The sequence below is a fragment of the Megalodesulfovibrio paquesii genome (assembly GCF_054653055.1).
Genome location: NZ_BAAIGQ010000005.1, coordinates 1,238,588 through 1,263,892, shown reverse-complemented (window position 1 = coordinate 1,263,892; position 25,305 = coordinate 1,238,588). Strand labels below are relative to the sequence as shown.

Below are 25,305 nucleotides of genomic sequence, written 5' to 3'. Positions count from 1 at the left end.
ATGTCTCGCGCCTGCTGCATGCCGGCGGAATTCGACCCCCTGGACGCCTTGTGGATGACCTGGCCCCATAATGCTGCGGATTACACCCCCAAGGCGGCCTGTGTTCCCTGGGTGTATGCGGAAATGCTCCGCGTCCTTGCGGGACGCGAGCGGGTGCGCCTGCTGGTGCAGGATGCCGCGCTGGAGCAGAAGGTCCGGGCTCTGCTGGCCAGCGTGGAGGTTCCGGTGGATGCCGTGCTGGAAGGCACAGACGGCGAGCCCTGGCTGGAGTTCTTCCAGCAGCCCACGGACCGCGCCTGGGCCAGGGACTATCTGCCCTCCTTTTGCCGCCGGGCAGACGGGGGACTGGATGCGGTGCATTTCCGGTTCACCGGCTGGGCGCTGTATCCGAACCATTTGCGGGACATAGAAATCCCCCCGGCCCTGGCAGCCGCCCGGGGCTGGAATCTCGTTCCGGCCATCTGGAATGGCCGTCACGTGGCCCTGGAGGGCGGCGGCATCGATTCCAACGGCCGTGGCGCACTGCTGACCACCGAGGAATGCTACCTCGACCCTGCCGTGCAAATCCGCAACCCCGGCTTTACCCGGCAGGACTACGAAGGCCTCTTCCGGCAGTACCTGGGCATAGAAAAGACCATCTGGCTCGGCCATGGTATTGCCGGGGACGACACCCATGGCCATGTGGACGACCTCTGCCGCTTCGTCTCTCCCGATACGGTGGTCCTGGCGCAGGAAAGCAATGTATCTGATATCAACTATAAGCCTCTTGCGGAAAACTTTGCCCGTCTGCAAGGGGAAACCCTTCAGGATGGCAGCGCCTTGCGGGTTATTCCTCTGCCCATGCCTGATCCGTTGGTGTATAAGGGGCGGCGATTGCCGGCGTCTTATGCCAACTTTGCCATTTTGAACCGGACCATATTGGTCCCCACATTCAATTCGCCCAAGGATCGCGTGGCCCTGGGCATTCTGGCGGAACTGTTTCCCGGACGGCAGGTGGTGGGGGTGCATGCCGGGGATTTGATTCTTGGCTACGGCGCCATACACTGCCTGAGCCACGAGGAACCGGCGGGCATACTTCGGTAAGGGTTGTGCGCACGCGTTGGAGGAACCATGGCCACGGATATGGACGCTCCACAGGATCAGCTGCCTGAAACGCCCCGGGATGATGATTTCGTCATCGAACCGGCGGATGACGGCGCTGCTGATGATGACAAGACGGATGGCGGGGGGATTGCCAAAGGCCTTTCCAAAGATGAAACGCGCACCCTGTGGCAGAACATGAATGCGTTGTTCGCCGACATGAACACGCCAGATGCCGCAGAACACTGACACCCTGGCCATTCCAATTTCATCCCAGGCGCCCCGCACCATGCCCATGAAACAAACCCTCTCCATTTTGCATCTGGAATGCGACGCGCTGACCCGCTCCGCATTCCGCAAATTCATTGCGGCCAACCTGCTGCCTTTTGAGGTGCATACTGCCTGCACCGTGGGCGATGCCCGTCGGATGATCATGGAGAGGGATGTGGATGTGGTGCTGAGCGAGCGCACGTTGGAGGATGGCACCGTCTTCGATTTGCTGGAAGGCGGGCCGATCTCTGACGTGGAGGGCATTCATGCCCCTCCGCTGACCTTGCCGCTCATCCTGGCCACGGACTGCGGCGACGAGCTGACGGCCGTGCGGGCCATGCGGGGCGGGGCGTCGGACTATATCATCAAGGATCCCGACCATCGGTGGATGGCGCTCATTCCCCAGGTGGCCGAGTCCGCCGTCCGCCAGCATCAGACCCAGAGCCGGTACCGCATGCTCACCCATGCCCTCATGAGCATCACGGACGCGGTGTTCATCACCAACACGGCTCAGCATATCATCTTTGTAAACAAGGCCTTCTGCCAGATTTACGGGTTCAAGGAAGATGAAATCCTGGGCCAGAGCGCCTCACTGCTGCGGGCGCCGGCCCCGCCAGTGGAAGCCACGGCCGAGACGGATTCCCGCGGAGCCATCCGGGAAATTTACCATCGTCGCAAGGATGGCCGTATCTTCCCCGTTTCTCTGACCCGTTCGATCATCCATGATGAGAAGGGGTTGAACATGGCCATTGTGGGCGTGGCCAGGGATATTTCCGCCTGGAAGGAGGCCGAAGCCAGACTGACCAACTCCTTGAAGGAAAAGGAAGTGCTCCTCAAGGAGATTCATCATCGGGTTAAAAACAACCTCCAGGTGGTTTCCAGCCTGCTTAATTTGCAGTCCGGGTACGTCAAGGACGAGCAGACCATCGACGCCCTGCGGGACAGCCAGAACCGCGTCAAATCCATGGCGCTTATCCACGAGCGGCTCTACCAGTCCGAAAGCCTGAACAAGATTGACTTTGGCGGCTACGTGCAAAGCCTGGTCAACCACGTCAAGAGTTCCTTCCGGGGCATGGGGGAGATCGACGTGGAGGTGGACGTCCCGGATATATTCGTGGATGTGGATGTGGCCATCCCGTGCGGGCTCATCATCAACGAACTGGCCTCCAATTCCTTCAAGCATGCCTTTTCGCCCAAAAACGGCGCAAGCTCCGGCGGCAGGGTGCACATCCGGCTGTCGCAGCATCAGGATGTCACCGGCCACAAGGAGCTGCAGTTGATGGTGGGGGACAATGGCAACGGGTATCCTCAGGATTTGGATATCGACCATGTGGCTTCCCTGGGCCTGCAGCTGGTGAACTCCCTGGTACAACAGCTCAAGGGAACCATTCAGCTGGAAAACCAGGGCGGCGCCCAGAGCAGGGTGTGCATTCCCCTGGCTCAAAGCAGCGTAATTAATTGAGTAACCGGTATATGCTGTACGTGGCGATCTCTTCTGCGCTGCAACCGCGATGGAGGCTGCTCCGGGCCGGGGTGGCCGCGCTGGCCCTCCTGGCGGTGCTGGCCGGCTGTTCTCCCAAAGTGCAGCTTTTCGGCGGCGGGGTGGAGGATCCTCTAGAAGAAACCACGCTGGATGGCGAGGGGGCGGCCAAGGTGGCCCTCATTCATCTACACGGCCTCATTACGCTTTCGCCAAGCTCTGGCTTGTTGTCCCGCACGCCGGGCACGGTACAGGAGCTGGAGGCCAGACTGCGCAAGGCTGCCAAGGACCGCGCGGTAAAGGCCGTGGTCCTGGCCATAGAAAGCCCCGGCGGCGGGGTGACCGCCAGCGATATCGTGCACCATGCCATCACCCGCTTCCGAGCCGAAACGGGCAAGCCGGTTGTGGCCAGCCTCCTGGGCGTGGCTGCCTCGGGCGGGTATTTCGCCGCGGTGGCTTGTGACCGCATCCTGGCCCATCCCACGACCACCACGGGCTCCATCGGAACCATCTTTATCCGGCCGGACGTCAGCGGGCTCATGGGGTTGGTGGGCGTGCAGACGGACGTGACCAAATCCGGCCGCCTCAAGGACATGGGCTCTCCCTTTCGCAACGCCACGGCCGAGGAGCGCGGGCTGCTCCAGCAGATCATTGACGAGAACAACGCCCGCTTTCTGGAAGCCGTGCGCACCGGGCGGAGGCTTTCGCCCGAGGCCCTGGCCGCCGTGGCGGACGCGCGTATCCTGACGGCCGGACAGGCCCGCGAGGCAGGGTTGGTGGATGGCCTCGGCTACCTGGAAGACGCCGTGGCCCTGGCCCGGCAGCTGGCGAGGGTCGAAAAGGCCCGGTTGGTGGTGTACCGTCGCAACGAAGTGGCCAATGATACGCCGTATGCCCTGGACGCGGCTGCGCCGGGGGCCTCGCCGTTGCAGGTCCGCCTGTTCTCCCTTGGCGTGGAGCCCCTGCAGGGGCAAATGGAGCCGGGTTTCTACTGGATGTGGCTGGGTGGCGAATAGTGCCTGAGGGGCCTCTCGCCGTGCCTCAGGGCATGAGATAGTAGCCCAGATCCTTGTCCCGCTCACGGTGCTCCAGGAATTCCGCACCAATAAGCGTTTCCTTGACCGAGCGCACCCGCACGCGGCGATGGATGGGCGTCATTTTCAGATCATCCAGCTGAAAATTGAGTTCCACAATGGTTTCGGGCTTGAGAAAATAGTTGGATGTTGTCACAAACCCCACGCCACCGAGGGAAATGTCCTGCACGGTCATCTCGCCGCGCAGACCATTGGCCGGCACATAAAACGTGCCGGAAAGATTGACCCGCTTTCGATAGTTCCGCCGGAACTCCAGACGGCACATGTATTCATTACCACATTTGCACCAGGTCCGAATAACGGGACCGACTTCGGGGTGGCCATAAAAATCGAGGTTCCGACCCCGTTCGCACTTGGGGCAGAGCACCATGACCTGGCGTTTTTCATCCACATAATAGGTCGGCGTGTCCGGCGGTACCGGCCCGTGAACGGTTTCAAAGGGTACTGCCGGGACCACTTCCGCCAGGAGGGTGGGATCCAGCGACGGCGAGTCCGCGTCTTCAGCGGCAAATTCACCATTGAATGCCGGCAGGAGCGTTTCTGCCTGCCCGGCTATCACGCTGTCCGGTTGCACACCCACCAGGGGAATAGGCTCCATGGACGGGTCTTCCTCCGCAAACAGCTCCTGAAGACGATCGGGAGCCATGGTGCGGAACAATTCCGATTCATCCTCGTCCGCCTCCTCATTCGTTTCAGGGAGGCCCTCCAGGCGCGTGGCGTAGGGAGCCAACAGACGACTCAAGGCGGCAGCGTCCATGGTCAGGGAAAGTTCGTCTGGATCTTCCTCCAGCTCCTCCTGGCCCGCTGCATCGGCGGGCTGCCCGGTCGCCCGCCAGGGTTCCGCAATACGGTCGGACGACAGGGGCGATTGCTCGGGAGCAGGCGCTTCCTCTGGCGTTTCGGCAGCGGGGGGGGCAGGCTCAGGCCTGGCCAGGGGCGAGGCCACTAGCGGAGCCGTCGGGGCCTTTGGAGATGCTGCCGGCATGGGGGAAGGCGACGCCAGCGTGGTTGACGCCGGGAGCGGGGTCGTGCCCCGCGGCTGCCGCCACAACTCCCCCGGCGGATCTCCCGCACGCGCGCCCCGCGGTTCACCCAGCACCACCCGGCAGGGGAACTCGGTATCGCAGGAATTGCAGCGGATGGAGGCCGGCTGCTTCAGGCCGCGCAACTGTTCGCCATCCACCGTGTTGCCTGCATGGCAGGAAGGGCAGACCAGGGTCACGTTGCCGGCCAGATCTGCATAAAATGTTGGGATATCGAGCTGTTCCGCAGTTGGAGGCTGCAGTTCGAACCGGCAGGGAAACACGGTGCCGCAGCCCTTGCATTTCATGCGGGCCGGCTGCCTGACCGTGGCCACATCCGCAGCCTTGAGCACCTTGCCTGCACCGCAGCTTGGGCACTCCACCTGGATCACCCCGGCGGCGTCAGCCCTGAAGAGGGAGACGGCAGGCTCCAGCTGGGCCGGCCCGGTGGGGGATTGCGGCAAGGCCGCAGCGCGGCGTAACAACGCCTCCAGCTTGGCTTTTTGCTGGAGCATGTGCTCGCGCTCCTGTTCCAGCTCCCGCCGCAGGGCGGCCAGGGCTTCGCGCTCCCGGGCCACGGCCTGCAACTGGGCGTCCAGGTTCGCCTCGTGTTGCTGCCTGGAGGAGGGCAAAGGGGACTCTGGAACTCGTTGCGCAGCCCCGGGAACGCCCTGCGGCGCCGCGTGCTCCATGGCCTCCCTGGCGCGTTTCTTTTCCAGGCTGGCCTGACGCAACACGGCCATGGCGCGCGCCTGGGCGGCTTCGTCAAAGGTGTCGTCTAACTCGTCTTGCGAGCCACCCACGTTGCCCGCACCATCGGGCGGGGCCGTGTCATCGGCATCGTGGAGTTCTTCATCAGCAAGCTCCCCTGGCAACTCGCGGGCAGGAAAGCCAATGTTCATGGTGGCTTCCGGTGGGAGCGGCAGCTCCTCTTCACCCTCTTCGTGCGGCGCGCCGCGGAGCAGGGCCTCTGTCTCCTCCTCGTTCAAGGTATGTTCTGTTGCGGAATCCAACAGCTGTTCCACGGTAGAGAACATGTCTCCCCGGAAGGTCATGAGCGCCTTGCGGTTTGCCAGGGCGGCTTCTTGAGCCATTTTGGAAAAATTCTGGGTGCCTTCCACATTCTGGAAGTCGGGCAGGTCGATGGCCTCGTGCGGTTTGATGGCCTCGGGATCCTCCGGCGGGAATTCAGGCTCAAAAAACTTCAAGCGGCACTTGAATATTTTGCCGCACCGGCATTTCATGGTGGCCGGTTGCTTGATGTGCCGGAGCTTTTCACCATCCAGGGTACGGGCATCGCTGCAAGCCGGGCAGATGATGGTAAAGCGGTTGTGCCTGTCCGCGCTGAACACCGGCAGCTCGTCCGCGACGGTGGAAGACGGCACGGCAGGTGCAGGAGAGGATGGGGGAACGGGCTGGGCCGGCTGCAGTTCAAACCGGCACCGAAACACATTGCCGCAGGTGCAGCGCATGGTGGCTGGCTGCTTGACGCTGCCCAGCTTGGCGCCATCCAGCAAGCGCCGGGAATGGCAGGCCGGACACACAAGAGCCACGTGATTGCTGGCATCTGCACGAAAAACGTGCACCTCTTGTTCCGCTCCCCGGGTTACGCCCGTGCCGGCCGCCTGGTGTGAAGGCAGGCTGGTGGCGGGCACAGAAGAGGTGTTCCCGGAAGGGTCTGGGACTGAAGGCTCGGGACCGGAATGGGAATCAGTTAAGGGCATGTGCTGTGGCTCCAATGCAGGAGGATGCTAGCCTAAATCGGAACCATTCGAAAGCCCTTGATACGGGGATGCGAGGAAAGAAATGAAAAAAAAACGGTCCGAACCTGTTAAGGTTCGGACCGTTCCACGTGTAAAACCATCCGCTCAGCCGCGCAGGACTGCCTGGGCCACCTGACGCACGGCCTGGGCCGTGGGGTGCTCGGGATGCACTTTCAGGAAAGCGTAGCCTTCGTCTCCGGCGCGGGCCAGCTCGGGATCAAGCGGGATGCGGCCCAGGAAGGGCACGCCCATTTCCGCGGCCAGGTGTTCGCCACCACCGGCGGAGAAGATGTTGGTCACCTGCTGGCAATGCCCGCAGACAAAGCCGCTCATGTTTTCCACCACGCCGAGGATGGGGTTGCCCATTTCGCGGACAAAGCTCACGGAACGACGCACGTCGTCCACGGCCACGGCTTGCGGAGTGGTGACGATGACCGCTTCGGCCCGCGGGCCAAGCAGCTGCATCACGCTCAGGGGCTCGTCGCCGGTGCCGGGAGGGCAGTCGACCACCAGATAATCCAGCTCACCCCAGGTAACATCCTCGATGAACTGGCGGATGGCGCCCATCTTGACCGGCCCGCGCCAGATGACGGCCTGATAGGCGTCTGGCAGCAGAAAGCCCAGGGACATGAGGGAGAGCCGCTTGCTCCAGGGCACGGGCTCCATGTAGCCGGGCTCGGCATGTGGCTGTTCGCCGCGCAGGGAAAAGAGCCTGGGCACGCTGGGGCCGTGGATATCCACATCCAGGAGGCCGACCTGCCTGTCTTCCAGGGAAAGGGCCACGGCCAGGTTGGCGGCCATGGTGGACTTGCCCACGCCGCCCTTGCCCGAAAGCACGACGATGAGGCGCTTGATCTTGGAAAGGGTCTTGGTGAGCTTGTCCTCACGGGGCTCCTGCGGGGTGGTGCCGCAGGAGTCGGGCGTACAGCCCTGGGACTGCGAGGGGCAGCCTTTGCATTGCTCGCTCATGGGTCGCTATCCTTACTTGTGCTAGCCGTTGCGCTTGGCGGCCAGGGCCGCGTCGATCCAGGCATACCAGGATTCCAGGCCTTCGCCGGAGCGGCAGGAGACCTGCAGAATGGCCGCTTGGGCGTTCAGGGCCCGGGCCTGAGCCGAGGCCTTGTCCACACTGAAGTCCACATAGGGCAGCAGGTCGATCTTGTTGATGACCGCGGCCCTGGCCTCCTGGAACAGGCGGGGGTATTTTTCGGGCTTGTCGTCGCCTTCGGTGACGGAAAGGATGGCCACCTTGGCATCCTCGCCCACGTCAAACTCCACGGGGCAGACCATGTTGCCGACGTTTTCGATAAAGAGGATGTCCATGGCCTGCAGATCCAGATGGGCAAGTGCCTGACCGACCATGGCGCTGTTCAGATGGCAGCCGCCGTCGGTGTTGATCTGCACAGCGGCGGCACCCGTGGCGGCCACGCGGCGGGCGTCATTGTCGGTCATGCAGTCGCCCTCGATCACGGCCATGCGGTACCGGTCCTTCAGATCGGTGAGCGTGCGCTCCAGCAGGCTGGTCTTGCCCGAGCCTGGGGAGCTGATGAGATTGAGCACAAGCACGCCGGCCGCGGCAAAACGGCTGCGCAAGGTGTCGGCCTCGCGCTCGTTGGCTTCCAGCAGGTTGCGGATGACAGGGATTTCCATGCCAGGGCTCCGTGAAATTCGCTTAGTCCGATTCGAGTTCCAGACTTTCCAGGTACAGTTCCTTGCCCTGGGTCAGCTCGTGACCCACCTCTTCATCGCATTGGGGGCAGGGATACAGGGGCGGGCCCATGCGCCGTTGCTCGGGTTCGAATTCGTGCCCGCAGGCCCGGCACTTCATGCGCAGGGGCAGCATCTTCAATTCCAGCCGCACCCCCTGCATGGGGCCGCCTATGGTCAGGGCCTCCACGGCCAGCTCAAAAGCCTCGGGCACCAGATTGGCCAGGGCACCGTGGGTGACGCGAATTACCGTGCAGCGGCTGCCGGGCCGCTTTTCCAGTTCCTGCTCCACCAGGGCCAAGAGACTTTGGGCGATGGACATTTCATGCATAGGTCGAACTGGATACGCCAAAGCTCCGGCAAGGTAAAGAGCATCCCGTCAAAAAATCCCGCTAAAAAAATATCGAAATATTTTCCTTGACCCTGTGCGCAGCTTTGATTCAGAACCCCCCTTCCATATTCAGGGCACCGCTCACAGGGTGATTTCTGCCATTCACGGTATTGATTCGCCGTCCGATGCTGACAGCGTGTGAAAACTGTGGCAAGGCAAAGCTCCCCAAGGGAACACCTGACCACGGCGGCGTGCCCCATGCCAGCCGAGCCCACCGCGCCTGAAAGGAGGCGTTTTATGTATGTTGGCCTGAAAATGCTGACACGGGATCAGTTTGTCACCATCACTCCCAAAACCCTGGTACATGATGCGGAAAAGCTCATGCTGGAAAACAGGTTATGGATGCTTCTGGTGGTGGACGGCGAAAAGCTGGTGGGCCATGTGCGCAAGGAGGACGTGAAGGAGGCGCTGCCCTCGCGCGCCACCTCCCTTTCCCGCCATGAGCTGAATTATCTGCTGGCCAAGCTGGATGTGGCCCAGATCATGCGTACAGACACCCCCACCGTGCCGCCGGAAACCGAAATCGAAACTGCTGCCAAGCTGATGTTCGACGACGACCTGGCCGGCCTGGCCGTGGTGGGCTGCAAAAACAAGCTCCTGGGCTACATCAACCGCAACGTCATGCTCGGCGTGCTGGTGGAGGAAATGGGCCTGGAGCAGGGCGGCAGCCGCATCGCCTTTGAGGTGGAAGACCGGAGCGGCGTCATTCATGAAGTGTCCGGCATCATCAAGAGCCATGGCGGTTCCATCATTTCCACCTCCACCTTCTTTCACGCCGGCCGGAGAATGGTGGTTATCCGGGTGCAGGCCGACGACCCGGCGGCCATCTCCAAGGATATCGAGGCCGCGGGCTACACCATGGTCGGCCCGCAGACCTTTGAACACGACTGGTGCAACCTGTAGCCGACGCAACGCGATTCGGTATCCTTTGAATTCATGACATTGCTCAACGTCCAGGGCGTGACCCTCACCTTCCGTGGCATCGCCGCGCTCATGAATGTCGCCTTCACGGTGACCAAAGGGCAGATCTGCTCCCTCATCGGCCCCAATGGCGCCGGCAAGACGAGCATGCTCAACTGCATCTCCGGCCGCTACACGCCGGACAGCGGCTCCATCACCCTGGGCGGGCGCGAGCTTCTGGGCGTGCCGGCCCATGCCCGCACCCGCCTGGGACTTTCGCGCACCTTCCAGAATATCGCGCTGTTCAAGGGCTTGTCCGTCCTGGACAACATGATGGTCGGCCGGCACTCACGCCTGGAGTACGGCATTCTCAAGTCCCTGCTGTACTGGGGCCCGGCCCGCCGGCAGGAGGATATCCACCGCCGGCGGGTGGAAGAGATCATCGACTTTCTCGGCCTCTCGCCCTGGCGACACCAGCATGCCGGCATGCTGCCCTATGGTGTGCAAAAACGCGTGGAGCTGGGCCGGGCCCTGGCCGCGGAACCGGAACTGATTCTCCTGGACGAACCCATGGCCGGCATGAACCTTGAGGAAACCGAGGACATGGCCCGCTACATCCTGGACATCAATGAGGAATGGGGCACCACCGTGCTGCTGGTGGAGCACGACATGGGCGTGGTCATGGACATCAGCCATCAGGTGGTGGTCCTGGACTTCGGCCAGATCCTGGCTTCTGGCACGCCGGAAGAGGTGCAGTCCAACAAAGAAGTCATCGCCGCCTACCTGGGCAGCGAAGACGCCGTGTTTCTGGGACGCTGAGGCCGCAACCGGCCTCTGGCTCCTTTTTTTCGGACCTTCAACATTTTCGGACTGGGTGCATGGCATCGTACAGAACCACGCTTCCGGCGCTGCTGCTGGAAAAAGCCGCCCGCTACGGCAGCCGCGCGGCCCTGCGGGAAAAGCAGTGGGGCGTGTGGCAGCCCACCAGTTGGGCCGACTATGCCCGCCTCGTGGCCGAGTTTGCCGCCGGACTCAAACAGCTGGGCCTGGGCAAGGACGATGTGCTGGTCTGCATTGGGGACAACCGGCCGGAATGGCTTTGGGCCGAACTGGCCATCCAGGGCCTGGGCGGCATGAGCCTGGGCCTGTACCAGGACGCCCCGGCCGATGAAGTGGCCTACATCTTCGACCTGGCCGAGGTCCGCCTGGTGGTGGCCGAGGACCAGGAGCAAGTGGACAAGATGCTGGAGATCAAGGAGAAATCCAGGCATCTTCAGTACATCATCTACCACGATCCCAAGGGCCTGCGGCCTGATGAAGCCCTGGGGCTGATGCCCTTTGAGGCCGTGTGCGAGCTGGGCAGGGAACGCGCCGGGGAATTTGCCGGGTGGGTCAACGCCGTGCAGCCCGATGACCCGTGCGTCATCGTCACCACCTCCGGCACCACCGGCCGGCCCAAGCTGGCCATGCTGTCCCACGCCAACATGCTGGCCATGGCCCATAACCTGGACGAGGCCGATCCCAAGCACGCCACGGACGAATTCGTCAGCTTTCTGCCCCTGGCCTGGATCGGCGAGCAGATGATGGCCCTGGCCTCGGCGTTGCTCTATGGCTTTACCGTGAATTTCCCCGAGGAGCCGGACACAGTCCAGGCCGACATCCGGGAAATCGGCCCGAATCTCATCTTTTCGCCTCCCCGGGTCTGGGAAAACATGGCTGCAGGCGTGCAGGTGAAGATCATGGAGACCACGCCCCTCAAGCGCTGGATCTACCACCGCCTGCTGCCCGTGGGCCTGGCCTGGGCGGACTGCCGCTTCCGGAGGCAGGCGCCGTCCCTCTGGCTGCGGCTGCAGTATGCCGTGGCCAGGCTGCTCCTCTTCAACCCCCTCAAGGACCGCCTGGGCTTCTCCAATATCCGCTCGGCCTCCACCGGCGGCGCGGCCCTGGGGCCGGACACCTTCCGCTTCTTCCATGCCCTGGGCGTGAACCTCAAGCAGCTCTATGGCCAGACGGAAATCGCCGGCATCAGCTGCATCCACCGGGATGGGGAGATCGATTTCGATTCCGTGGGCCGGCCCATTGCCGAGACGGAGATCATCATTTCGGAGGAGGGCGAAATCCTCTCCAAAAGCCCGTCGGTCTTCCTGGGCTACTACAAGAATGAAGCGGCCACGGCCGAGACCCTCACGGACGGCTGGCTGCGCTCCGGCGATGCCGGATACTTCAACCAAGCCGGGCAGCTGGTGGTGATCGACCGCCTGAAGGACGTCATGCAGCTGACCGGTGGGGAGCGCTTTTCCCCGCAGTTTCTGGAAAACAAGCTCAAGTTCTCGCCGTTTATCAAGGAAGCTGTGGTCCTGGGACAGGATCGCGCCCACCCCACGGCCATCATCTGCATCGACATGGGCATCGTGGGTCGCTGGGCCGAATCCAGGATGATCACCTACACCACGTACCAGGACCTCGCCGCCAAGGCCGAGGTGTACACCCTCATCAGGGAGGCTGTGCGGGAAGTCAACGCCTCGCTGCCCGAAGCCCAGCGCCTGCAACGCTTTGCCTTGCTCTACAAGGAACTGGACGCCGATGACGGCGAGCTGACCCGCACCCGCAAGGTCCGCCGCCAGGCCGTGGGCGAACGCTATGGCGCACTCATTGAGGCCCTGTATGCGACGGCGGACAGCATCGACCTGACGGCCCGCATCACCTACCAGGACGGCCGCGTGCGCGAAATGCGCGGGAACGTGCGTATCGAATCCGTATAATTACCGGAACTCATTATGGAATACTATCTGCAGCTCGTCATCAACGGCCTGGTGGTCGGCTCCATTTACGCCCTGGTGGCGCTGGGCTTTGTGGTCATTTACAAGGCCACCAAGGTGGTCAATTTCGCCCAGGGCGAGCTGGTGATGGTCGGGGCTTATGTCTGCTTTTCCCTGACCGTGGAGATGCAACTGCCGTTTTTGCTGTCCTTTCTGATGACCCTGGGCTTCTCCGTGCTTCTGGGGCTGGTCATTGAGCGACTGGTGCTCCGGCCGATGATCGGCGAGCCCATCATCTCGGTGATCATGGTCACCATCGGCCTTTCGTCCATTCTCAAGAGTCTGGTGCAGATGTTCTGGGGCACGCAGATTCAGGTGTATCCGCAGGTGCTGCCGCAGGAGCCGTTCTTCGTGCTCGGCGTGCCTGTGGCGCCGGTGTACATCGCAGCCTTTGTGCTTTCGGCGCTGCTGTTTGCGGTGTTTTCGGCCTTCTTCAAATACTCCCGGCTGGGGGTGGCCATGCGGGCCACAGCCCTGGACCAGTGCGCCGCGGCCAGCATGGGCATTGGCATCAAGAGCATTTTTGCGCTCTCCTGGTGCATCGCGGCCGTGGTTTCCAGTGTGGGCGGGGTGATTCTGGGTAATATCAACGGCATCAATGCCCAGCTGGGTCACCTGGGGCTGAAGGTGTTTCCGGCGGTGATCCTGGGCGGGTTGGACAGCCTGCTCGGCGCGGCCCTGGGCGGCATTGTCATCGGGGTGCTGGAGAATGTGTGCGACGGCGCGGCCAAGGAGTTTCTGGGTCTGGGCGGCTTCAAGGAAGTGGCGGCCTTCATCGTGCTGGTGATCATTCTGATGGTCAAGCCGTACGGCTTCTTCGGCACCAAGCAGATCGAGCGGGTGTAAGCCATGCAAGGCAAGTGCGGACTGTTTTTTCAATCCTATCGGGAAGAAGACGCCCTGCTGGTGGGCGGGTTCCAGAAGCTGCGGTTCACGGCGCTGCTGGCCGTGCTCTGCCTCTGCCCCTATGCGCTGAACGCGTATCACCTGTCCATCCTGATTCTGGTGAACATCGCCATTGTGGGCGCGGTGTCCCTGAATCTGCTCACCGGGATGTGCGGGCAGATCTCGCTTGGTCATGGCGCGTTCATCGGGGTGGGGGCCTACGCCTGCGGGGCGCTCACGCTCCAGGGCGTGCCCTTTGTGCTGGCCCTGCCGGCAGCCGGGCTGATCACCGCCGTCACGGGCATGCTTTTTGGCATCCCCTCGTTGCGGCTCAAGGGGATCTATCTGGCCATCGCCACCCTGGCCGCGCAGCTCATCCTGCAGTATGTTTTTCTGCACTGGGACGCCGTGACCGGCGGCTCCACGGGGCTGGCCGTGGATCCGCCGTCCATTGCCGGCCTGAGCTTCGACACGGATCACCGGATGTTTTACCTCACCCTGGGCGTGGCCGTGCTCATGCTGGTGCTGGCCACGAACCTGATGCGCAGCCGGCACGGCCGGGCCTTTGTGGCCATCCGGGACTTTTATCTTTCCGCCGAAATCGTGGGTGTGAATCTCTTTGCCTACAAGCTGATGGCCTTTGCCGTGAGCAGCTTCATGGCCGGGGTGGCCGGGGGGCTGTGGGGGCACTACCTGCAGTTCGTCACGCCAGAACCCTTCGGCCTGGGCCTGTCCATCAGTTATCTGGCCATGTGCATCATCGGCGGGCTGGGGAGCATCCAGGGCGCGGTCTTCGGGGCCATCTTCCTGACGCTGCTGCCCGAAGTGCTGACCTGGCTTTCCGACGTGGGCAGCAGCATCTTTCCGGACGCATCGCTGTATCTGGCAGCGGCCAAGGAAGGCGTCTTCGGTCTGGTGCTGGTGCTGTTCCTGATCTTTGAACCCGAAGGCTTGCAACGACGCTGGAAACTGTTCAAGGCCTGGTGCAAGCTCTTTCCATTCGCGTATTGATTCAGGGGAGAAAAACAGATGCGCAAACAGATTTTCGCAATGGCCGCGGCCCTGTTGTTGTGCCTCGCCGGAACGGCCGGCGCAGAGAACATCAAATTCGGCGTGCTGGTGGACCTCACCGGCGGCACGGCCAGCGTGGGCGTGCCCTATTCCAAGGGCGTGATGGACGCCGTCAAATACCTGAACGACTCCAAATTCCTGGGGGACAATACCCTGGAGCCCCTGCAGGTGGATTACGCCTATAACGTCCAGCAGGCCCTTTCCGCATACAAGAAATTCAAAACCGAGGGCATTGTGGCCCTGCAGGGCTGGGGCACGGCAGACACCGAAGCCCTGACCAAGTTCGTGGCCAAGGATCAGATCCCCTGCTTCTCGGCCTCGTACTCCGCGCATTTGACCAACCCCCAAAACGCGCCCTACAACTTCATCGTGGTGGCGGACTACACCACCAACCTGCGCGGTATCCTCAAGTATCTGAAGGAAAACTGGAAGGAAGCCCGCGCGCCAAAGCTGGCCTTCATCTACCCGGACCATCCCTACGGCCACACCCCCCTCGAAGGCGGCAAGGCCTACGCCAAGGAGCTGGGCTTTGAGCTGGTGGGCGACGAGAACGTGGACCTGAAAGCCATGGACGCCACCTCCCAGCTGCTTTCCCTCCAGGCCAAGGCTCCGGATTTCTGCTGGACCGGCGGCACCGCGCCTTCCACGGCGGTCATCCTCAAGGACGCCCAGAAGCTGAAGATGAACACCGTCTTCTTTACCAACATCTGGGGTGCGGACGAAGACACCTTCAAGCTCGCCGGCGACGCTGCAGAGGGCCTCTACACCGTCCAGGGCGCGTCCACAGGCTATGATGACACCCCGGGCAACAAGATCATCCTGGGGCTGACCGGTGGCGAAATCCCCATGACCCATTATTACCGCGGCTTCGCCTCCACCTACATCATGGCCGAATGCATCCGCCGGGCCCTGGAAAAGGGGCCCCTGAGCGGAGAGGCTGTGAAAAACGAAGCCGAAAGCCTGCGGGACTTCGATCCCCTGGGCCTGACCCCGCCGGTGTCGTTCTTCCCGGATGACCACCGCCCGACCATGACCTCCTTCATCTACAAGCTCGAAGGCGGCAAGCTGGTCAAGGTGGGCACCGAAGTGCTCGAACGCAAGGCCGAATGGCTGGGCAAGTAATTGAACTGCAGGACTACACAAGGAGCCTGAACGTGGGGCCGAGCATGGAGCAGGGTAAGGACCGGATCATGGATCAGGTCATGGACCGGGGCACGGAGCAGGGCGTGAATCTGCTGCGTGTGGAAAACCTGGAAGTGGTCTACAACGAGGTCGTCCTTGTGCTCAAAGGACTGTCCCTCACGGCCGCTGCAGGGAAAATCACGGCCCTGCTCGGCGCCAATGGCGCGGGCAAATCCACCACGCTCAAGGCCATCTCCGGCCTGCTGGCCGGGGAAAACGGCGAGATTACGGAAGGGGCGGTCTATCTGGAGGATCGCCCCGTCCACAGCCTGCCACCGGACAAGATCGTCCGCTCGGGAATTTTTCAGGTCATGGAAGGGCGGCGGGTCTTTGAGGATCTGACCGTGGAGGAAAACCTTCGTTGCGGCGCCTTCACCCGGCCCCGCGGCGAACTCGCGCCCTCCCTGGAACGCGTGTATGATTATTTCCCTCGTTTGGCCGAGCGTAAAAAGCAGCTGGCCGGCTTCATGAGCGGTGGTGAGCAGCAGATGCTGGCCATCGGCCGGGCCATGATGGCGCGGCCCAAGCTACTCTTGCTTGATGAACCCTCCCTTGGGCTCGCGCCGCTGCTGGTGGAAGATATCTTCACCATTATCAAGCGCTTGAATGCCGATGAAGGCGTGACCATCCTCCTGGTGGAACAGAACGCCCGCGCTGCCCTGAACATCGCCAGCCACGGCTATATCATGGAAAATGGCCGGATTGTGCTGGAGGGAGAGGCCCAGGCCCTGCTGCAAAACCCTGACGTCCAGGAATTCTACCTGGGCATGAGCCACGGCGGGGAGAAAAAGCGCTACAAAAATGTCAAGCATTATCGCCGCCGCAAGCGCTGGCTTGGCTAGACCAGGCAGGCCGTTCTCCTCCACATGTGGAAATCCTCTGTGAAATTACAGGGATTTCCCCCAACATCTTGACCATGCGCCGGCAGAATGGCAGAAGATGAGTGAATCCGCGCATCGAATGACGATGCGCCAGGATGCAGCGCACTTCTGAGTATTTTGACCGGAGTTCCCATGGCCGACGCCCCCATTCAGAAAGGCATCTATTCCAGTTCCCACACCGCCAGGATCGGGACCGGCATGACTCGTCGTGCCACCACGATCAAGCGCTTTTGGGCGGTTCAGGAAGAGGATGACGGCAGTTACACCATCCTGCCGCTCAACCAAAACCTCATCCCCACCGGACAAAAGCGGCCCATCCTGCCCGACGAACTCGCCGCAGGCTTTACGTATGAGCCGGAGTTTTTTGTGGAACCCATCGCCCGTCCTGTCTGGCGACCAGAAGACGAAACCCTGAAGCCGGGGGCCGGCGCCGCGCACGCAGCCAGGGCTCCACGCAAGGTCGCGCCAGACCGGACAGAGCTGGAAGACGATGACGAGCGCGCTGCCAAAATGCAGCAGCGCCATGCCGAACTACTGAAAAAACGCATGGAAGCCGAGGAACAGACCGAACGCAAGGCCCGGGCGGAATTCGTGCTTGGTGTGTCGCACCTGCGCCGCGGTGAACGCAACAAGGCGCTGCAACTGTTTGAAAAAATAGCCACCATGGATGGCACCTTCGCACCGCGGCACAAACATATGTTTAACGAATTCGGCATTGGCCTGCGTAAAAGCAACCTGCCGGAAATGGCCTTGAAGATGTATCGCCGCACGCTGGAGCTTTCCCCGAACGATGACCACATTTATCACAACATGGCCCGCATCCATTATGAACGGGGCGAGGTAATCAAAGCCATTGAAATGCTTCAGAAAAGTCTGGAAATAAATCCCGGACTGGAAATGTCGAGAAAGTTTCTTGACTTTATTGACAAAAACCGCAAAAAATTTCCTAAATTCTCAATCTAACGTCATGGTTGGTACCCGTGACGGCGATCCCGGGTACCGCATCTCAGACGCCACGCGCTTGCTGCGCCGCGTCAACGGGCAAGGCTTTGTCTGCGTCCACTGAGCGTTTTCATACAGTGGAGCTGCAGAAACGGAAGAGTTTTTTCTTCAGTCTGCTGGAATCCCCCAAAGGGTGGCTGGGGCGAGTGCATGCGTGACTATGTTCATGAGTTGAATCGGCTACAGCTGGCCCTTGCCCGCAAGGCGCTGGAACATCCCAAACTCCTTAACCTTTCCCCATATTCCCTGGCCTGGAAGGTGGACCCCACGTATTATGTGGCCCTGGCGCCCCAGTTTTTGGCGCATTGGGCAGCCTGGGCAGCCATGCGGCCAGGGGTGGCAGCAGATGTGTTGCTTCGCACCGGGGTGCTTGTTTCCAAAAAGCTGAACTCAGGCCGCAAAACGGTGCTGCCTCTGCGGCTCCTCTGGTCCAGCGGGCAGAGCCAGGCCAGGGGCAAGCTGGTGCCGGTGCAATTGTTTCGGGCGGATGTCCTGGACCGCGCCCTGCAGATGCATGGCCGTCTGGAACGCCCCGGAGTCTCGTTGATGCACGTGCACGGCGAGGGGGAGACCATGCTCCGGGTCTTTTTGCAGGGAAAAATCATGATGGCCGATGCCGCATTCCAATAAACCGCAACAACCCGCGTGGTTCCGCAGCACTGCGTGGCATGTGCCCCGTGGCCGGAGCCTCTGCGGCAAGCAGGGCCGGCAGGGCGTGCGGATGCTGCCATTGCGTGATGGGCAAGGTGTTCAAGGCCAGGACCAGGGCGGCTTCGTCTGCTGGTGGAGGGCCTGGCAGCTGATTGGACAGCACCCCCACGCCTGAGGGACGGTGGCAATCTGTATTGTACAGGGCAATGCGCGGCACATGGGCTCTGGCACTAAGGTAACAGGCCCGGTTGGCCGGCCAATACACGTCCCCCTGTCGCAACTGTTCGTGCCTGAGCAGGTTGACGGAGTTTTCTTCCACACCATCCACCCACTGCAGGATGGCGTGCAGTTCTGCCGAAAGCTCGCACGTGTAGCGGAAGGGGTGGGCCACAAAAGCAAACACCTGCGACCGGACAGGAGCCAGCCGGCGTGCCAACTCGGCCAGGGGCAGGAAAGGCTGGGCAATTCCGCACCGTGCCAGCAAGGCCGGTGGCGCGACAAGCACCACGTCGTGCCGTTCGGCCAGGGTCAGCTCAATGCCGGCATACAGCCTGAGCGGCGGATGCGCCTGCTCGAGAACATCAAGATCCTCGCGTGACCACTGGTAGTGGTGCTCGGTAAGGACGAGCCCGTCCAGCCCGCGTTCCAGGGCCAGCCGGCACAGCTCGTCTGGAGCCAGGGCAGAGCAGGCGGAATGGCGCATGGTGTGCGCATGGCAATCCAATCGCATCCGCATACTGTAGCCTTTTGCACGAGCAAGGCAAGACGGGAATGTTCCGCGCGGGATTATCCTGATGCCGGATTTGGTTTTGACAAGAATTAGCCTTAGTTATAGAATTTCTTGAAAACGGGTTGTCCGTCGAGAAAGACCCGTGGCCGCCCGGGCAGGTCATGAAGTGATTGCGGCGGGTTAGCCCCCAGACAGTCAGAAAGACAGGCGGACGGCACGCCATGCCTTCCCTGCCTCCATCCCTTGCGGCGTGCGTCGCCGCCAGCGCCCTTATCGGGAGACGATCATGAGTGAGAAGACGCCGGAGCAATACGACGCCCTCGTCAAGCAACTGGAAGACTGGAAGGAAGATACGGACTTTCAACTGCAGAGTTTTTTTGATGAAACCCGCGAGATGATTAAGGAAAATCAGAAACGGTACAACAGGCTGCTCATCATTCTGGGCGTTTCGTTGGCCTTGAATCTGTACTCCACGAGTTTCTTATACACGGTGCGGGATTATGCGGTAAACACCACGCAGCACATCAACCATCTGTATGAGAATCTCATGCGGCTGGTGGTGCCCAAGGAGTAGCGGCAGGGGCAACCCTGGCCGGGAGGTGTGACATGTCCCCGATGGTTATCAAGCGTTCCAAACAGCCTGGCGAAAAGGGCGGCAAAGGGCAGGGGGGGGCGGGCAGTAATCCGCTGCGGCTTATTCTGGCCACGGCACTGGTTACAACAGTGTTGATTGTTGCCGCGAGTTATCTGCTCCCGTATCTGCCCAAGTCCGGGCCTGCCGCGCCCAACGCCTCGGCTCCCGTTCCGGTGGAACGGGAGCCTGCGGTGCCCTTCCCGCCCATTGGGCAGTCTCCCTCCAGGCTCATCCAGCCCGCGGCCCCTCCGACCCTGCAGCAGGAGCAGTCGGGAGCCGCAGGCACCGGTCAGGCCGCTCCTGCCGGCAATGGTCCTGCAGCATCGGCTGTGCCCCAATCTGCCCCACCGGCGGTTGCGGAACAGGCCTCTCCGCCGAGTCAGCCCTCCCCGGCCGGTGGCGCTGTGGTCCGGCAGGCGCTGCAGGATGTTGCCAGCATGGCGGCCCCTGCGGCCCAGCAGTCCCCTCCGACCGCCACGCAGCAGACCGCAAAGGCAACGCCTGCCACCCCCGCACCGGCTCCCGACAAGACCGCCCCGCAGAACAAGCCGGTCATCCAGAATGATCCGCCCATCACCCCCGAAGACCGCGGCCACAAGAACACTCTGCGTCTGGCCGAGGTGGAGAAGACCCGCCAGGGCAGCTGTGTGCTGCATCTTGTTTCGGCCGCGCCCATGGGGCGGGTCAAGTGGCTGGTGCTGGAAAATCCCTTCCGCGTGGCCATCGACCTCATCGGCAGCTGGGACGTGAACAGCGTGCTGCTCAACCGCGGAGACGGCCTCTGCGCCCGCGAGCTGCGCATGGGCCGGCACCCCGACCGTATCCGCGTGGTGGTGGAGCTGGCCGGCGGCTCCACCACCGGCCCCCGCCACCCGGTCCTGGACAAGCCCACGCCCAAGGAGCTGGTGGTGACGTTGCCGCATCGCTGATCGCATCCGCAAGCCCAGGTCCCTGGCGGCCATCTGCAACCCCTCTCCGGTCATGCCGGGGAGGGGTTTTTGTTGATTGTGCGGAATGTGCAGCAGTAATCAGAATGATCGTCTTGACAAAACGAAAATACCAGACGTATTGACGGCCATGGCATATGATCTTGATCGAATCGACGTGGAGATCCTCCGCTTGCTGCAGGAGAACGCCCGCATCTCCAATGCGGCCATCGCCCGGGAGGTGGGCATGGCGCCCTCGGCAGTGCTGGAGCGCATCCGCAAGCTGGAGCGTCGGCAGGTCATCCTCGGCTACTCGGCCCGGTTGAACCCCGTGGCCCTGGGCCGGGGGCTCACGGCCTTTACCAATGTGCGCACCGAGGAGGCCGTGGGCGCCACCGAGGCCGGCGAGGAGCTGGCCAGGCTCCCCGGCGTGCAGGAGGTGCACCACACCGCCGGCCAAGACTGCTACCTGCTCAAGCTCCGTGTGGCCGATACCACCGCCCTGGCCCAGCTGCTCAAGGCCTTCGGCGCCGTGCCCACGGTGCGGGATACTCGCACCACCATCGTGCTGACCACCGTCTGCGAATCCAACCCCATCCCGCTTCCCGACTTTGATGCCGGCGAAGACGGCCGCTAAAGGAACCGCTCCCATGGATCCCCGCACGCTTGAACCTGCCATCATTTCCCGCGGCAAGGAATTTTTCGCCAGCATCAGCGGCGAAGCGCCCTCCATCTTCGACAAGGGCTGGTGGACCGGCAAGATCATGGACTGGTCCATGAAGAACGAAGACTTCAAGGTGAAGATGTTCCGCTTTGTGGACGTCATCCCGGCCATCCACGATACCGATTCCCTCGTGCGCCACATCAAGGAATACTTCCAGGATGGCTGCGGCGAGCTGCCGCCAGTCATGTCAGCCGGGCTCAAGGGCGCGAGCCTGGCCGGCTCCCTGGGCCTGGGCCTGATGGCCAAGGGCATCCGTTCCAATATTGAGAAAATGGGCCGCCAGTTCATCGTGGGCCAGGAAGCCAGGGAAGCGGTGGCCTCCATCGAAAAGCTGCGCAAGGATGGCTTTGCCTTTGTCATCGACAGCCTGGGCGAAGCGACCATGAGCGAGGAGGAGGCCGACGAGCATCTGCAGGAGCACCTTGAACTCCTCGACGCCCTGCATGCCGCACAACAAAAATGGAAACCCCTGAGCAGCAGGGACGAGAAGGGCCACCCAGCGTACACCCTGGACTGGGGCCACGCCCCCAAGGTGAACCTGGCCGTGAAGCCCACGGCCTTCTACTCCAAGTGCAGCCCCCGGGACTTTGAAGGCTCGGTGCAGGGCATCCTCAGCCGCCTTTTGCCCATGGCCTTGAAGATAAAGGAAATCGGTGGATTCCTGTGCATTGACATGGAACAGCTGAGCGTCAAGGACATCACCATCGAGGTCTACAAGCGCCTGCTCATGCACCCGGAACTCAAGGATTATCCTCACCTTGGCGTGGTCTTGCAATTCTATCTGCGCGATACCGAACAGGACCTGGACAACCTCCTGGCCTGGGCCCGGCAGCAGAATCGCCAGATCTCCATCCGCATGGTCAAGGGTGCGTACTGGGATTACGAAACCGTCGTCGCCCGGCAGAACGGCTGGGAATCCCCGGTCTGGATGCACAAGCCCGAGTCCGACGCCTGCTACGAACGCTGCGCCTGGAAGATCCTCCAGCACGCGGACATCTGCCACCTGGCCTGCGCCTCCCACAACATCCGCACCATCAGCGCGGTGATGGAAATGGCCAAGGCCCAGGGCGTGGACGAGTCCCGCTACGAGTTTCAGGTGCTCTATGGCATGGCCGAACCCGTGCGCAAGGGCCTCAAGAATGTGGCCGGCCGCGTCCGCCTGTATTGCCCCTACGGCGACCTGATTCCGGGCATGGCCTATCTGGTGCGTCGCCTGCTGGAAAACACGGCCAACGAGAGCTTCCTGCGCCAGAGCTTTGTGGACGACGCGAGCATGGAAGTGCTGCTGGCTGATCCTGTCACCAAAATCCCCCCGGCCGAACCTGTTCCCGCCGCGTCCGCCTGCACCAAAAAAACCTTTGATAACGAGCCCATGGTGGACTTTACCGTGGCCGAGAGCCGCGAGGCCTTCCCCGCGGCCCTGGCCCTGGTCCGCAGCCGCCTGGGCAGGACCTATCCGCTGTGGATTGACGGCCGCGATGTCGAAACCAAGGACACCATCGCCACCCGCAACCCCGCGATGCAGACGGAAATTATCGGCCACGTCTGCCAGGCCGGGGTGGAAGAGGTGGAAGCCGCCATCGCCGCCGCCAAAAAGCAGCAAAGGGCCTGGGCCAGACTGCCGGCCAGCCACCGGGCCGACTGCCTGCGCAAAGCTGCGGGCATCTGTCGCGAGCGCATCTTCGAACTGAGCGCCTGGCAGGTGCTGGAAGTGGGCAAACAGTGGGACCAGGCCTATGCCGATGTGGCTGAAGCCATTGATTTTCTGGACTATTACGCTGAGGAAGCCGAGCGTCTGGCCACCCCCCGCACCTCGGCCTCCCTGCCCGGCGAGGCCAACGCCCTGCGCTACCGGGCCAAGGGGCTGGTGGCCGTCATCGCGCCCTGGAACTTCCCCTTTGCCATCTCCGTGGGCATGAGCGCCGCGGCCCTGGTCACGGGCAATGCCGTGCTCTACAAACCCTCAAGCCTCTCCTCCGTGGTCGGCTACGGTCTCAAGGAAGTGTTCCAGGCCGCAGGCATTCCCGGCGGGGTGTTCAATTACCTGCCCGGCCGCAGCTCGGTCATGGGAGACCTGTTGGTGGGCCACAAGGACATTCACGGCATCGCCTTTACCGGCTCCATGGAAGTGGGCCTGCACATCATCAGGAAGGCGGCGGAACCGGCGCCCGGGCAGGCGCACGTGAAGCGGGTCATCGCCGAGATGGGCGGCAAGAACGCCATCATCATTGATGACGATGCGGAACTGGACGAAGCCGTGGCCGGCACGCTGTATTCGGCTTTCGGCTTCCAGGGGCAGAAGTGCTCGGCCTGCTCGCGGGTCATCGTCCTGGACGGCGTGTACGACCGCTTTGTTCCCCGACTGGTGGCTGCTGCCAAGTCCCTGAAACTCGGGCCGGCCGAAGATCCCGCCAATCACATGGGCCCGGTCATCGACCCCAAACAGCAAACAAACGTCAATCAATACGTTGAGTTGGCGCATACAGAGGGCAGGGTGCTGCTCATGCACACCGCCCCGCAGCCCCTGTGGGCTCAGGGATGCTACGTGCCCCTGACCATCGTGGAAGGCATTACCCCGGAACACCGTCTGGCGCAGGAGGAGATCTTCGGCCCGGTGCTCTCGGTGATGCGGGCCAAGGATTTTGATCAGGCCATGGACTGGGCCAACAGCACCCGCTTTGCCCTCACGGCCGGGCTCTTTTCCCGCTCCCCGGCGCGCATAGAATGCTTCAAGAATGAGATGGAAGCCGGCAACCTCTACATCAACCGCGGCACCACCGGCGCCATGGTCAAGCGCCAGCCCTTCGGCGGCTTCAAGCTCTCCGGCGTGGGTTCCAAGGCCGGCGGTCCGGACTACCTGTTGCAGTTCGTGGACCCCGTGAACACTACCGAAAACACCATGCGCCGTGGCTTCACGCCCATGGACGAAGACGGCTAAAAACGTTGGAAGAGGAGCCCCTTTCTTCAGAAAGGAGCTCCCCCAAGCGGAGAGGGCTCGGGGGAACTCAGTTCCCCCGTCCTTCTGCTTCTTCCCTTTCTCTTTGCTTGACACCTCCGCTAGTTCGGCTCACATCCAGCGTCATGAACCAAAACACCTCTTCTTCCGCGCCATTTCCACCGGTGGCCGTGGCGGCGCTGTGCGTGGCGCTCCTGTTCTGGTCCTCGGCGTTTGTGGCCATTCGCGCGGCCTTGCCGGATTTTTCGCCAGGGCATCTGGCCTGCCTGCGTTTTATCACGGCCTCGCTCTGCCTTATCCCCATGGTGGTGGTGCACCGCATGCGCAACGGTTTTTTGCCACCGCCGGCCCTGCGGGACATTCCCGGCATTCTGCTGCACGGGTTCATCGGGTTTTTCATCTATCATACCCTGCTCAATGAAGGCGAAAAGACGGTCACTGGCGCGTCGGCAGCGTTTCTGATCGGAGCCATCCCGGTCAGTTCCACCATCCTGGCGGCCATCTTTTTGAAGGAACCGTTCCGCAAACAGACTGTCGTCGGCCTGGTGGTCAGCATGCTGGGGGTGTCTGTGATTGCCTTGGGGGAAGGCGGCGGGATGACCTTTGACCGCGGCGCGCTGCTGGTGCTTACCGCCGCCGTGGCCGAAGCCGTGTACTTCGTGGCCATCAAGGATCGGCTGCGCCGCTATGGCAGTCTGGCCTACACCATTTACACCATGTGGGCCGGCACACTGTTCATGTGCATCTTCCTGCCCGGGCTGGGGGACGCCGTGGCTGCAGCCTCCCCGCGTGGGTTCTGGAGCGTGATCTACCTGGGTGTCTGCCCTGCGGCGCTGGGCTATGTGCTCTGGAACTTTGCGCTTTCCAAGGGGCAGGTCGGCTGGATTTCCAGCACCCAGTTCAGCCAGCCCTTTCTGGCCATGGTCATCGGCCTGGTCTGGCTGGGCGAAATGCCGGGGCTCATGTCCATCTTCGGGGGTATCATCGCCATCTTCGGCGCGGCCATCACCACCGGCCAGCTGGGCGTGCTGCTGCGCAGACTGCGGCCGGCGTGACGCGAGCCTTGGTGAATGCTGAAGCGAAACAGCAGGCTCTCGCTCTACATGATAAAGGCCGGGTTGCTGCTCGTGACGAACA

Annotated in this window: 23 protein-coding genes; 18 read left to right on the top strand and 5 right to left on the bottom strand. The window is 62.2% G+C overall.

Annotated elements, in window-relative coordinates:
* The 4 genes from ACYQ00_RS12315 to sppA are packed head-to-tail and all read left to right on the top strand — an operon-like array spanning position 1 to position 3,846.
* Positions 1-1,083 carry an agmatine deiminase family protein gene (locus ACYQ00_RS12315; protein ID WP_460032535.1) on the top strand — a complete coding sequence of 361 codons (1,083 nt, stop codon included), beginning with the start codon at positions 1-3 and terminating at the stop codon, positions 1,081-1,083.
* A gap of 27 nt (positions 1,084-1,110) precedes the next feature.
* Positions 1,111-1,329 carry a hypothetical protein gene (locus ACYQ00_RS12310; protein WP_460032396.1) on the top strand — a complete coding sequence of 73 codons (219 nt, stop codon included), beginning with the start codon at positions 1,111-1,113 and terminating at the stop codon, positions 1,327-1,329.
* A 40-nt stretch (positions 1,330-1,369) separates the two neighbouring features.
* Positions 1,370-2,812 (top strand): histidine kinase dimerization/phosphoacceptor domain -containing protein, encoded by a 1,443-nt coding sequence (locus ACYQ00_RS12305; RefSeq protein WP_460032395.1) that lies wholly within the window; start codon positions 1,370-1,372, stop codon positions 2,810-2,812.
* A complete protein-coding gene (gene sppA / locus ACYQ00_RS12300) occupies positions 2,809-3,846 on the top strand; it encodes a signal peptide peptidase SppA (RefSeq protein ID WP_460032394.1) in 1,038 nt (345 codons plus the stop codon). Before ACYQ00_RS12305 ends, sppA begins: the two co-directional genes overlap by 4 nt.
* Before the next feature lie 25 nt (positions 3,847-3,871).
* On the opposite strand, the gene ACYQ00_RS12295 is transcribed toward sppA, so the two are convergent.
* The 4 genes from ACYQ00_RS12295 to ACYQ00_RS12280 form a co-directional block, all read right to left on the bottom strand.
* Entirely contained in the window at positions 3,872-6,532 is a 2,661-nt protein-coding gene (locus tag ACYQ00_RS12295) for a PilZ domain-containing protein (RefSeq protein WP_460032393.1), read from the bottom strand.
* Positions 6,533-6,814: 282 nt separating this feature from the next.
* A complete protein-coding gene (locus tag ACYQ00_RS12290) occupies positions 6,815-7,678 on the bottom strand; it encodes a P-loop NTPase (protein ID WP_460032392.1) in 864 nt (287 codons plus the stop codon).
* A gap of 21 nt (positions 7,679-7,699) precedes the next feature.
* On the bottom strand, positions 7,700-8,359 hold the full coding sequence (hypB, locus tag ACYQ00_RS12285) for a hydrogenase nickel incorporation protein HypB (RefSeq protein ID WP_460032391.1): 660 nt from the start codon (positions 8,357-8,359) through the stop codon (positions 7,700-7,702).
* 22 nt (positions 8,360-8,381) lie between these two features.
* A complete protein-coding gene (locus ACYQ00_RS12280; RefSeq protein ID WP_460032390.1) occupies positions 8,382-8,738 on the bottom strand; it encodes a hydrogenase maturation nickel metallochaperone HypA in 357 nt (118 codons plus the stop codon).
* A gap of 306 nt (positions 8,739-9,044) precedes the next feature.
* Between ACYQ00_RS12280 and ACYQ00_RS12275 the strand changes: the two genes are divergently transcribed.
* From ACYQ00_RS12275 to ACYQ00_RS12235, 9 genes are all read left to right on the top strand, one after another.
* Positions 9,045-9,710 carry a CBS domain-containing protein gene (locus ACYQ00_RS12275; RefSeq protein WP_460032389.1) on the top strand — a complete coding sequence of 222 codons (666 nt, stop codon included), beginning with the start codon at positions 9,045-9,047 and terminating at the stop codon, positions 9,708-9,710.
* A 33-nt stretch (positions 9,711-9,743) separates the two neighbouring features.
* Positions 9,744-10,526 (top strand): ABC transporter ATP-binding protein, encoded by a 783-nt coding sequence (locus tag ACYQ00_RS12270; RefSeq protein WP_460032388.1) that lies wholly within the window; start codon positions 9,744-9,746, stop codon positions 10,524-10,526.
* A gap of 59 nt (positions 10,527-10,585) precedes the next feature.
* The gene (locus ACYQ00_RS12265) at positions 10,586-12,469 is read left to right on the top strand and encodes an AMP-binding protein (protein ID WP_460032387.1); all 1,884 of its coding nucleotides are present in this window, start codon (positions 10,586-10,588) and stop codon (positions 12,467-12,469) included.
* A gap of 15 nt (positions 12,470-12,484) precedes the next feature.
* Entirely contained in the window at positions 12,485-13,372 is an 888-nt protein-coding gene (locus ACYQ00_RS12260; RefSeq protein ID WP_460032386.1) for a branched-chain amino acid ABC transporter permease, read from the top strand.
* Between the two features lie 3 nt (positions 13,373-13,375).
* Positions 13,376-14,422, top strand: a complete 1,047-nt coding sequence (locus ACYQ00_RS12255; RefSeq protein ID WP_460032385.1) for a branched-chain amino acid ABC transporter permease — start codon at positions 13,376-13,378, stop codon at positions 14,420-14,422.
* Between the two features lie 18 nt (positions 14,423-14,440).
* Entirely contained in the window at positions 14,441-15,604 is a 1,164-nt protein-coding gene (locus ACYQ00_RS12250; RefSeq protein ID WP_460032384.1) for an ABC transporter substrate-binding protein, read from the top strand.
* An 80-nt stretch (positions 15,605-15,684) separates the two neighbouring features.
* Positions 15,685-16,506: an ABC transporter ATP-binding protein gene (locus ACYQ00_RS12245; RefSeq protein WP_460032534.1), complete on the top strand. Its 822-nt coding sequence runs from the start codon at positions 15,685-15,687 to the stop codon at positions 16,504-16,506.
* A 171-nt stretch (positions 16,507-16,677) separates the two neighbouring features.
* Complete coding sequence (locus tag ACYQ00_RS12240; RefSeq protein ID WP_460032383.1) at positions 16,678-17,508, top strand: tetratricopeptide repeat protein; 831 nt, start codon at positions 16,678-16,680, stop codon at positions 17,506-17,508.
* Between the two features lie 189 nt (positions 17,509-17,697).
* Positions 17,698-18,177 carry a hypothetical protein gene (locus ACYQ00_RS12235; protein WP_460032382.1) on the top strand — a complete coding sequence of 160 codons (480 nt, stop codon included), beginning with the start codon at positions 17,698-17,700 and terminating at the stop codon, positions 18,175-18,177.
* Here ACYQ00_RS12235 and ACYQ00_RS12230 read toward each other — a convergent pair.
* Positions 18,149-18,934 (bottom strand): PHP domain-containing protein, encoded by a 786-nt coding sequence (locus ACYQ00_RS12230; RefSeq protein ID WP_460032381.1) that lies wholly within the window; start codon positions 18,932-18,934, stop codon positions 18,149-18,151. The genes ACYQ00_RS12235 and ACYQ00_RS12230 overlap by 29 nt on opposite strands.
* A 280-nt stretch (positions 18,935-19,214) precedes the next feature.
* Between ACYQ00_RS12230 and ACYQ00_RS12225 the strand changes: the two genes are divergently transcribed.
* From ACYQ00_RS12225 to ACYQ00_RS12205, 5 genes are all read left to right on the top strand, one after another.
* Entirely contained in the window at positions 19,215-19,502 is a 288-nt protein-coding gene (locus ACYQ00_RS12225) for a hypothetical protein (protein WP_460032380.1), read from the top strand.
* A gap of 32 nt (positions 19,503-19,534) precedes the next feature.
* Positions 19,535-20,491, top strand: coding sequence for a hypothetical protein (locus ACYQ00_RS12220; protein ID WP_460032379.1), 957 nt, complete (start codon positions 19,535-19,537; stop codon positions 20,489-20,491).
* Between the two features lie 148 nt (positions 20,492-20,639).
* Positions 20,640-21,125, top strand: a complete 486-nt coding sequence (locus ACYQ00_RS12215) for an Lrp/AsnC family transcriptional regulator (protein WP_460032378.1) — start codon at positions 20,640-20,642, stop codon at positions 21,123-21,125.
* A 13-nt stretch (positions 21,126-21,138) separates the two neighbouring features.
* The gene (locus ACYQ00_RS12210; protein WP_460032377.1) at positions 21,139-24,150 is read left to right on the top strand and encodes a proline dehydrogenase family protein; all 3,012 of its coding nucleotides are present in this window, start codon (positions 21,139-21,141) and stop codon (positions 24,148-24,150) included.
* A 143-nt stretch (positions 24,151-24,293) separates the two neighbouring features.
* A complete protein-coding gene (locus ACYQ00_RS12205) occupies positions 24,294-25,223 on the top strand; it encodes a DMT family transporter (protein WP_460032376.1) in 930 nt (309 codons plus the stop codon).
* The last annotated feature ends 82 nt before the right edge of the window (positions 25,224-25,305 follow it).

Excerpts from the sequence above, each read along its gene's own strand:
- ACYQ00_RS12315 (WP_460032535.1), top strand. The coding sequence starts at position 1 with ATGTCTCGCGCCTGCTGCATGCCGGCGGAATTCGACCCCCTGGACGCC.
- ACYQ00_RS12310 (WP_460032396.1), top strand. The coding sequence starts at position 1,111 with ATGGCCACGGATATGGACGCTCCACAGGATCAGCTGCCTGAAACGCCC.
- ACYQ00_RS12305 (WP_460032395.1), top strand. The coding sequence starts at position 1,370 with ATGCCCATGAAACAAACCCTCTCCATTTTGCATCTGGAATGCGACGCG.
- ACYQ00_RS12290 (WP_460032392.1), bottom strand. The coding sequence starts at position 7,678 with ATGAGCGAGCAATGCAAAGGCTGCCCCTCGCAGTCCCAGGGCTGTACG.
- hypB (WP_460032391.1), bottom strand. The coding sequence starts at position 8,359 with ATGGAAATCCCTGTCATCCGCAACCTGCTGGAAGCCAACGAGCGCGAG.
- ACYQ00_RS12280 (WP_460032390.1), bottom strand. The coding sequence starts at position 8,738 with ATGTCCATCGCCCAAAGTCTCTTGGCCCTGGTGGAGCAGGAACTGGAA.
- ACYQ00_RS12275 (WP_460032389.1), top strand. The coding sequence starts at position 9,045 with ATGTATGTTGGCCTGAAAATGCTGACACGGGATCAGTTTGTCACCATC.
- ACYQ00_RS12270 (WP_460032388.1), top strand. The coding sequence starts at position 9,744 with ATGACATTGCTCAACGTCCAGGGCGTGACCCTCACCTTCCGTGGCATC.
- ACYQ00_RS12265 (WP_460032387.1), top strand. The coding sequence starts at position 10,586 with ATGGCATCGTACAGAACCACGCTTCCGGCGCTGCTGCTGGAAAAAGCC.
- ACYQ00_RS12260 (WP_460032386.1), top strand. The coding sequence starts at position 12,485 with ATGGAATACTATCTGCAGCTCGTCATCAACGGCCTGGTGGTCGGCTCC.
- ACYQ00_RS12255 (WP_460032385.1), top strand. The coding sequence starts at position 13,376 with ATGCAAGGCAAGTGCGGACTGTTTTTTCAATCCTATCGGGAAGAAGAC.
- ACYQ00_RS12250 (WP_460032384.1), top strand. The coding sequence starts at position 14,441 with ATGCGCAAACAGATTTTCGCAATGGCCGCGGCCCTGTTGTTGTGCCTC.
- ACYQ00_RS12245 (WP_460032534.1), top strand. The coding sequence starts at position 15,685 with ATGGACCGGGGCACGGAGCAGGGCGTGAATCTGCTGCGTGTGGAAAAC.
- ACYQ00_RS12240 (WP_460032383.1), top strand. The coding sequence starts at position 16,678 with ATGGCCGACGCCCCCATTCAGAAAGGCATCTATTCCAGTTCCCACACC.
- ACYQ00_RS12235 (WP_460032382.1), top strand. The coding sequence starts at position 17,698 with ATGCGTGACTATGTTCATGAGTTGAATCGGCTACAGCTGGCCCTTGCC.
- ACYQ00_RS12230 (WP_460032381.1), bottom strand. The coding sequence starts at position 18,934 with ATGCGGATGCGATTGGATTGCCATGCGCACACCATGCGCCATTCCGCC.
- ACYQ00_RS12225 (WP_460032380.1), top strand. The coding sequence starts at position 19,215 with ATGAGTGAGAAGACGCCGGAGCAATACGACGCCCTCGTCAAGCAACTG.
- ACYQ00_RS12220 (WP_460032379.1), top strand. The coding sequence starts at position 19,535 with ATGTCCCCGATGGTTATCAAGCGTTCCAAACAGCCTGGCGAAAAGGGC.
- ACYQ00_RS12215 (WP_460032378.1), top strand. The coding sequence starts at position 20,640 with ATGGCATATGATCTTGATCGAATCGACGTGGAGATCCTCCGCTTGCTG.
- ACYQ00_RS12210 (WP_460032377.1), top strand. The coding sequence starts at position 21,139 with ATGGATCCCCGCACGCTTGAACCTGCCATCATTTCCCGCGGCAAGGAA.
- ACYQ00_RS12205 (WP_460032376.1), top strand. The coding sequence starts at position 24,294 with ATGAACCAAAACACCTCTTCTTCCGCGCCATTTCCACCGGTGGCCGTG.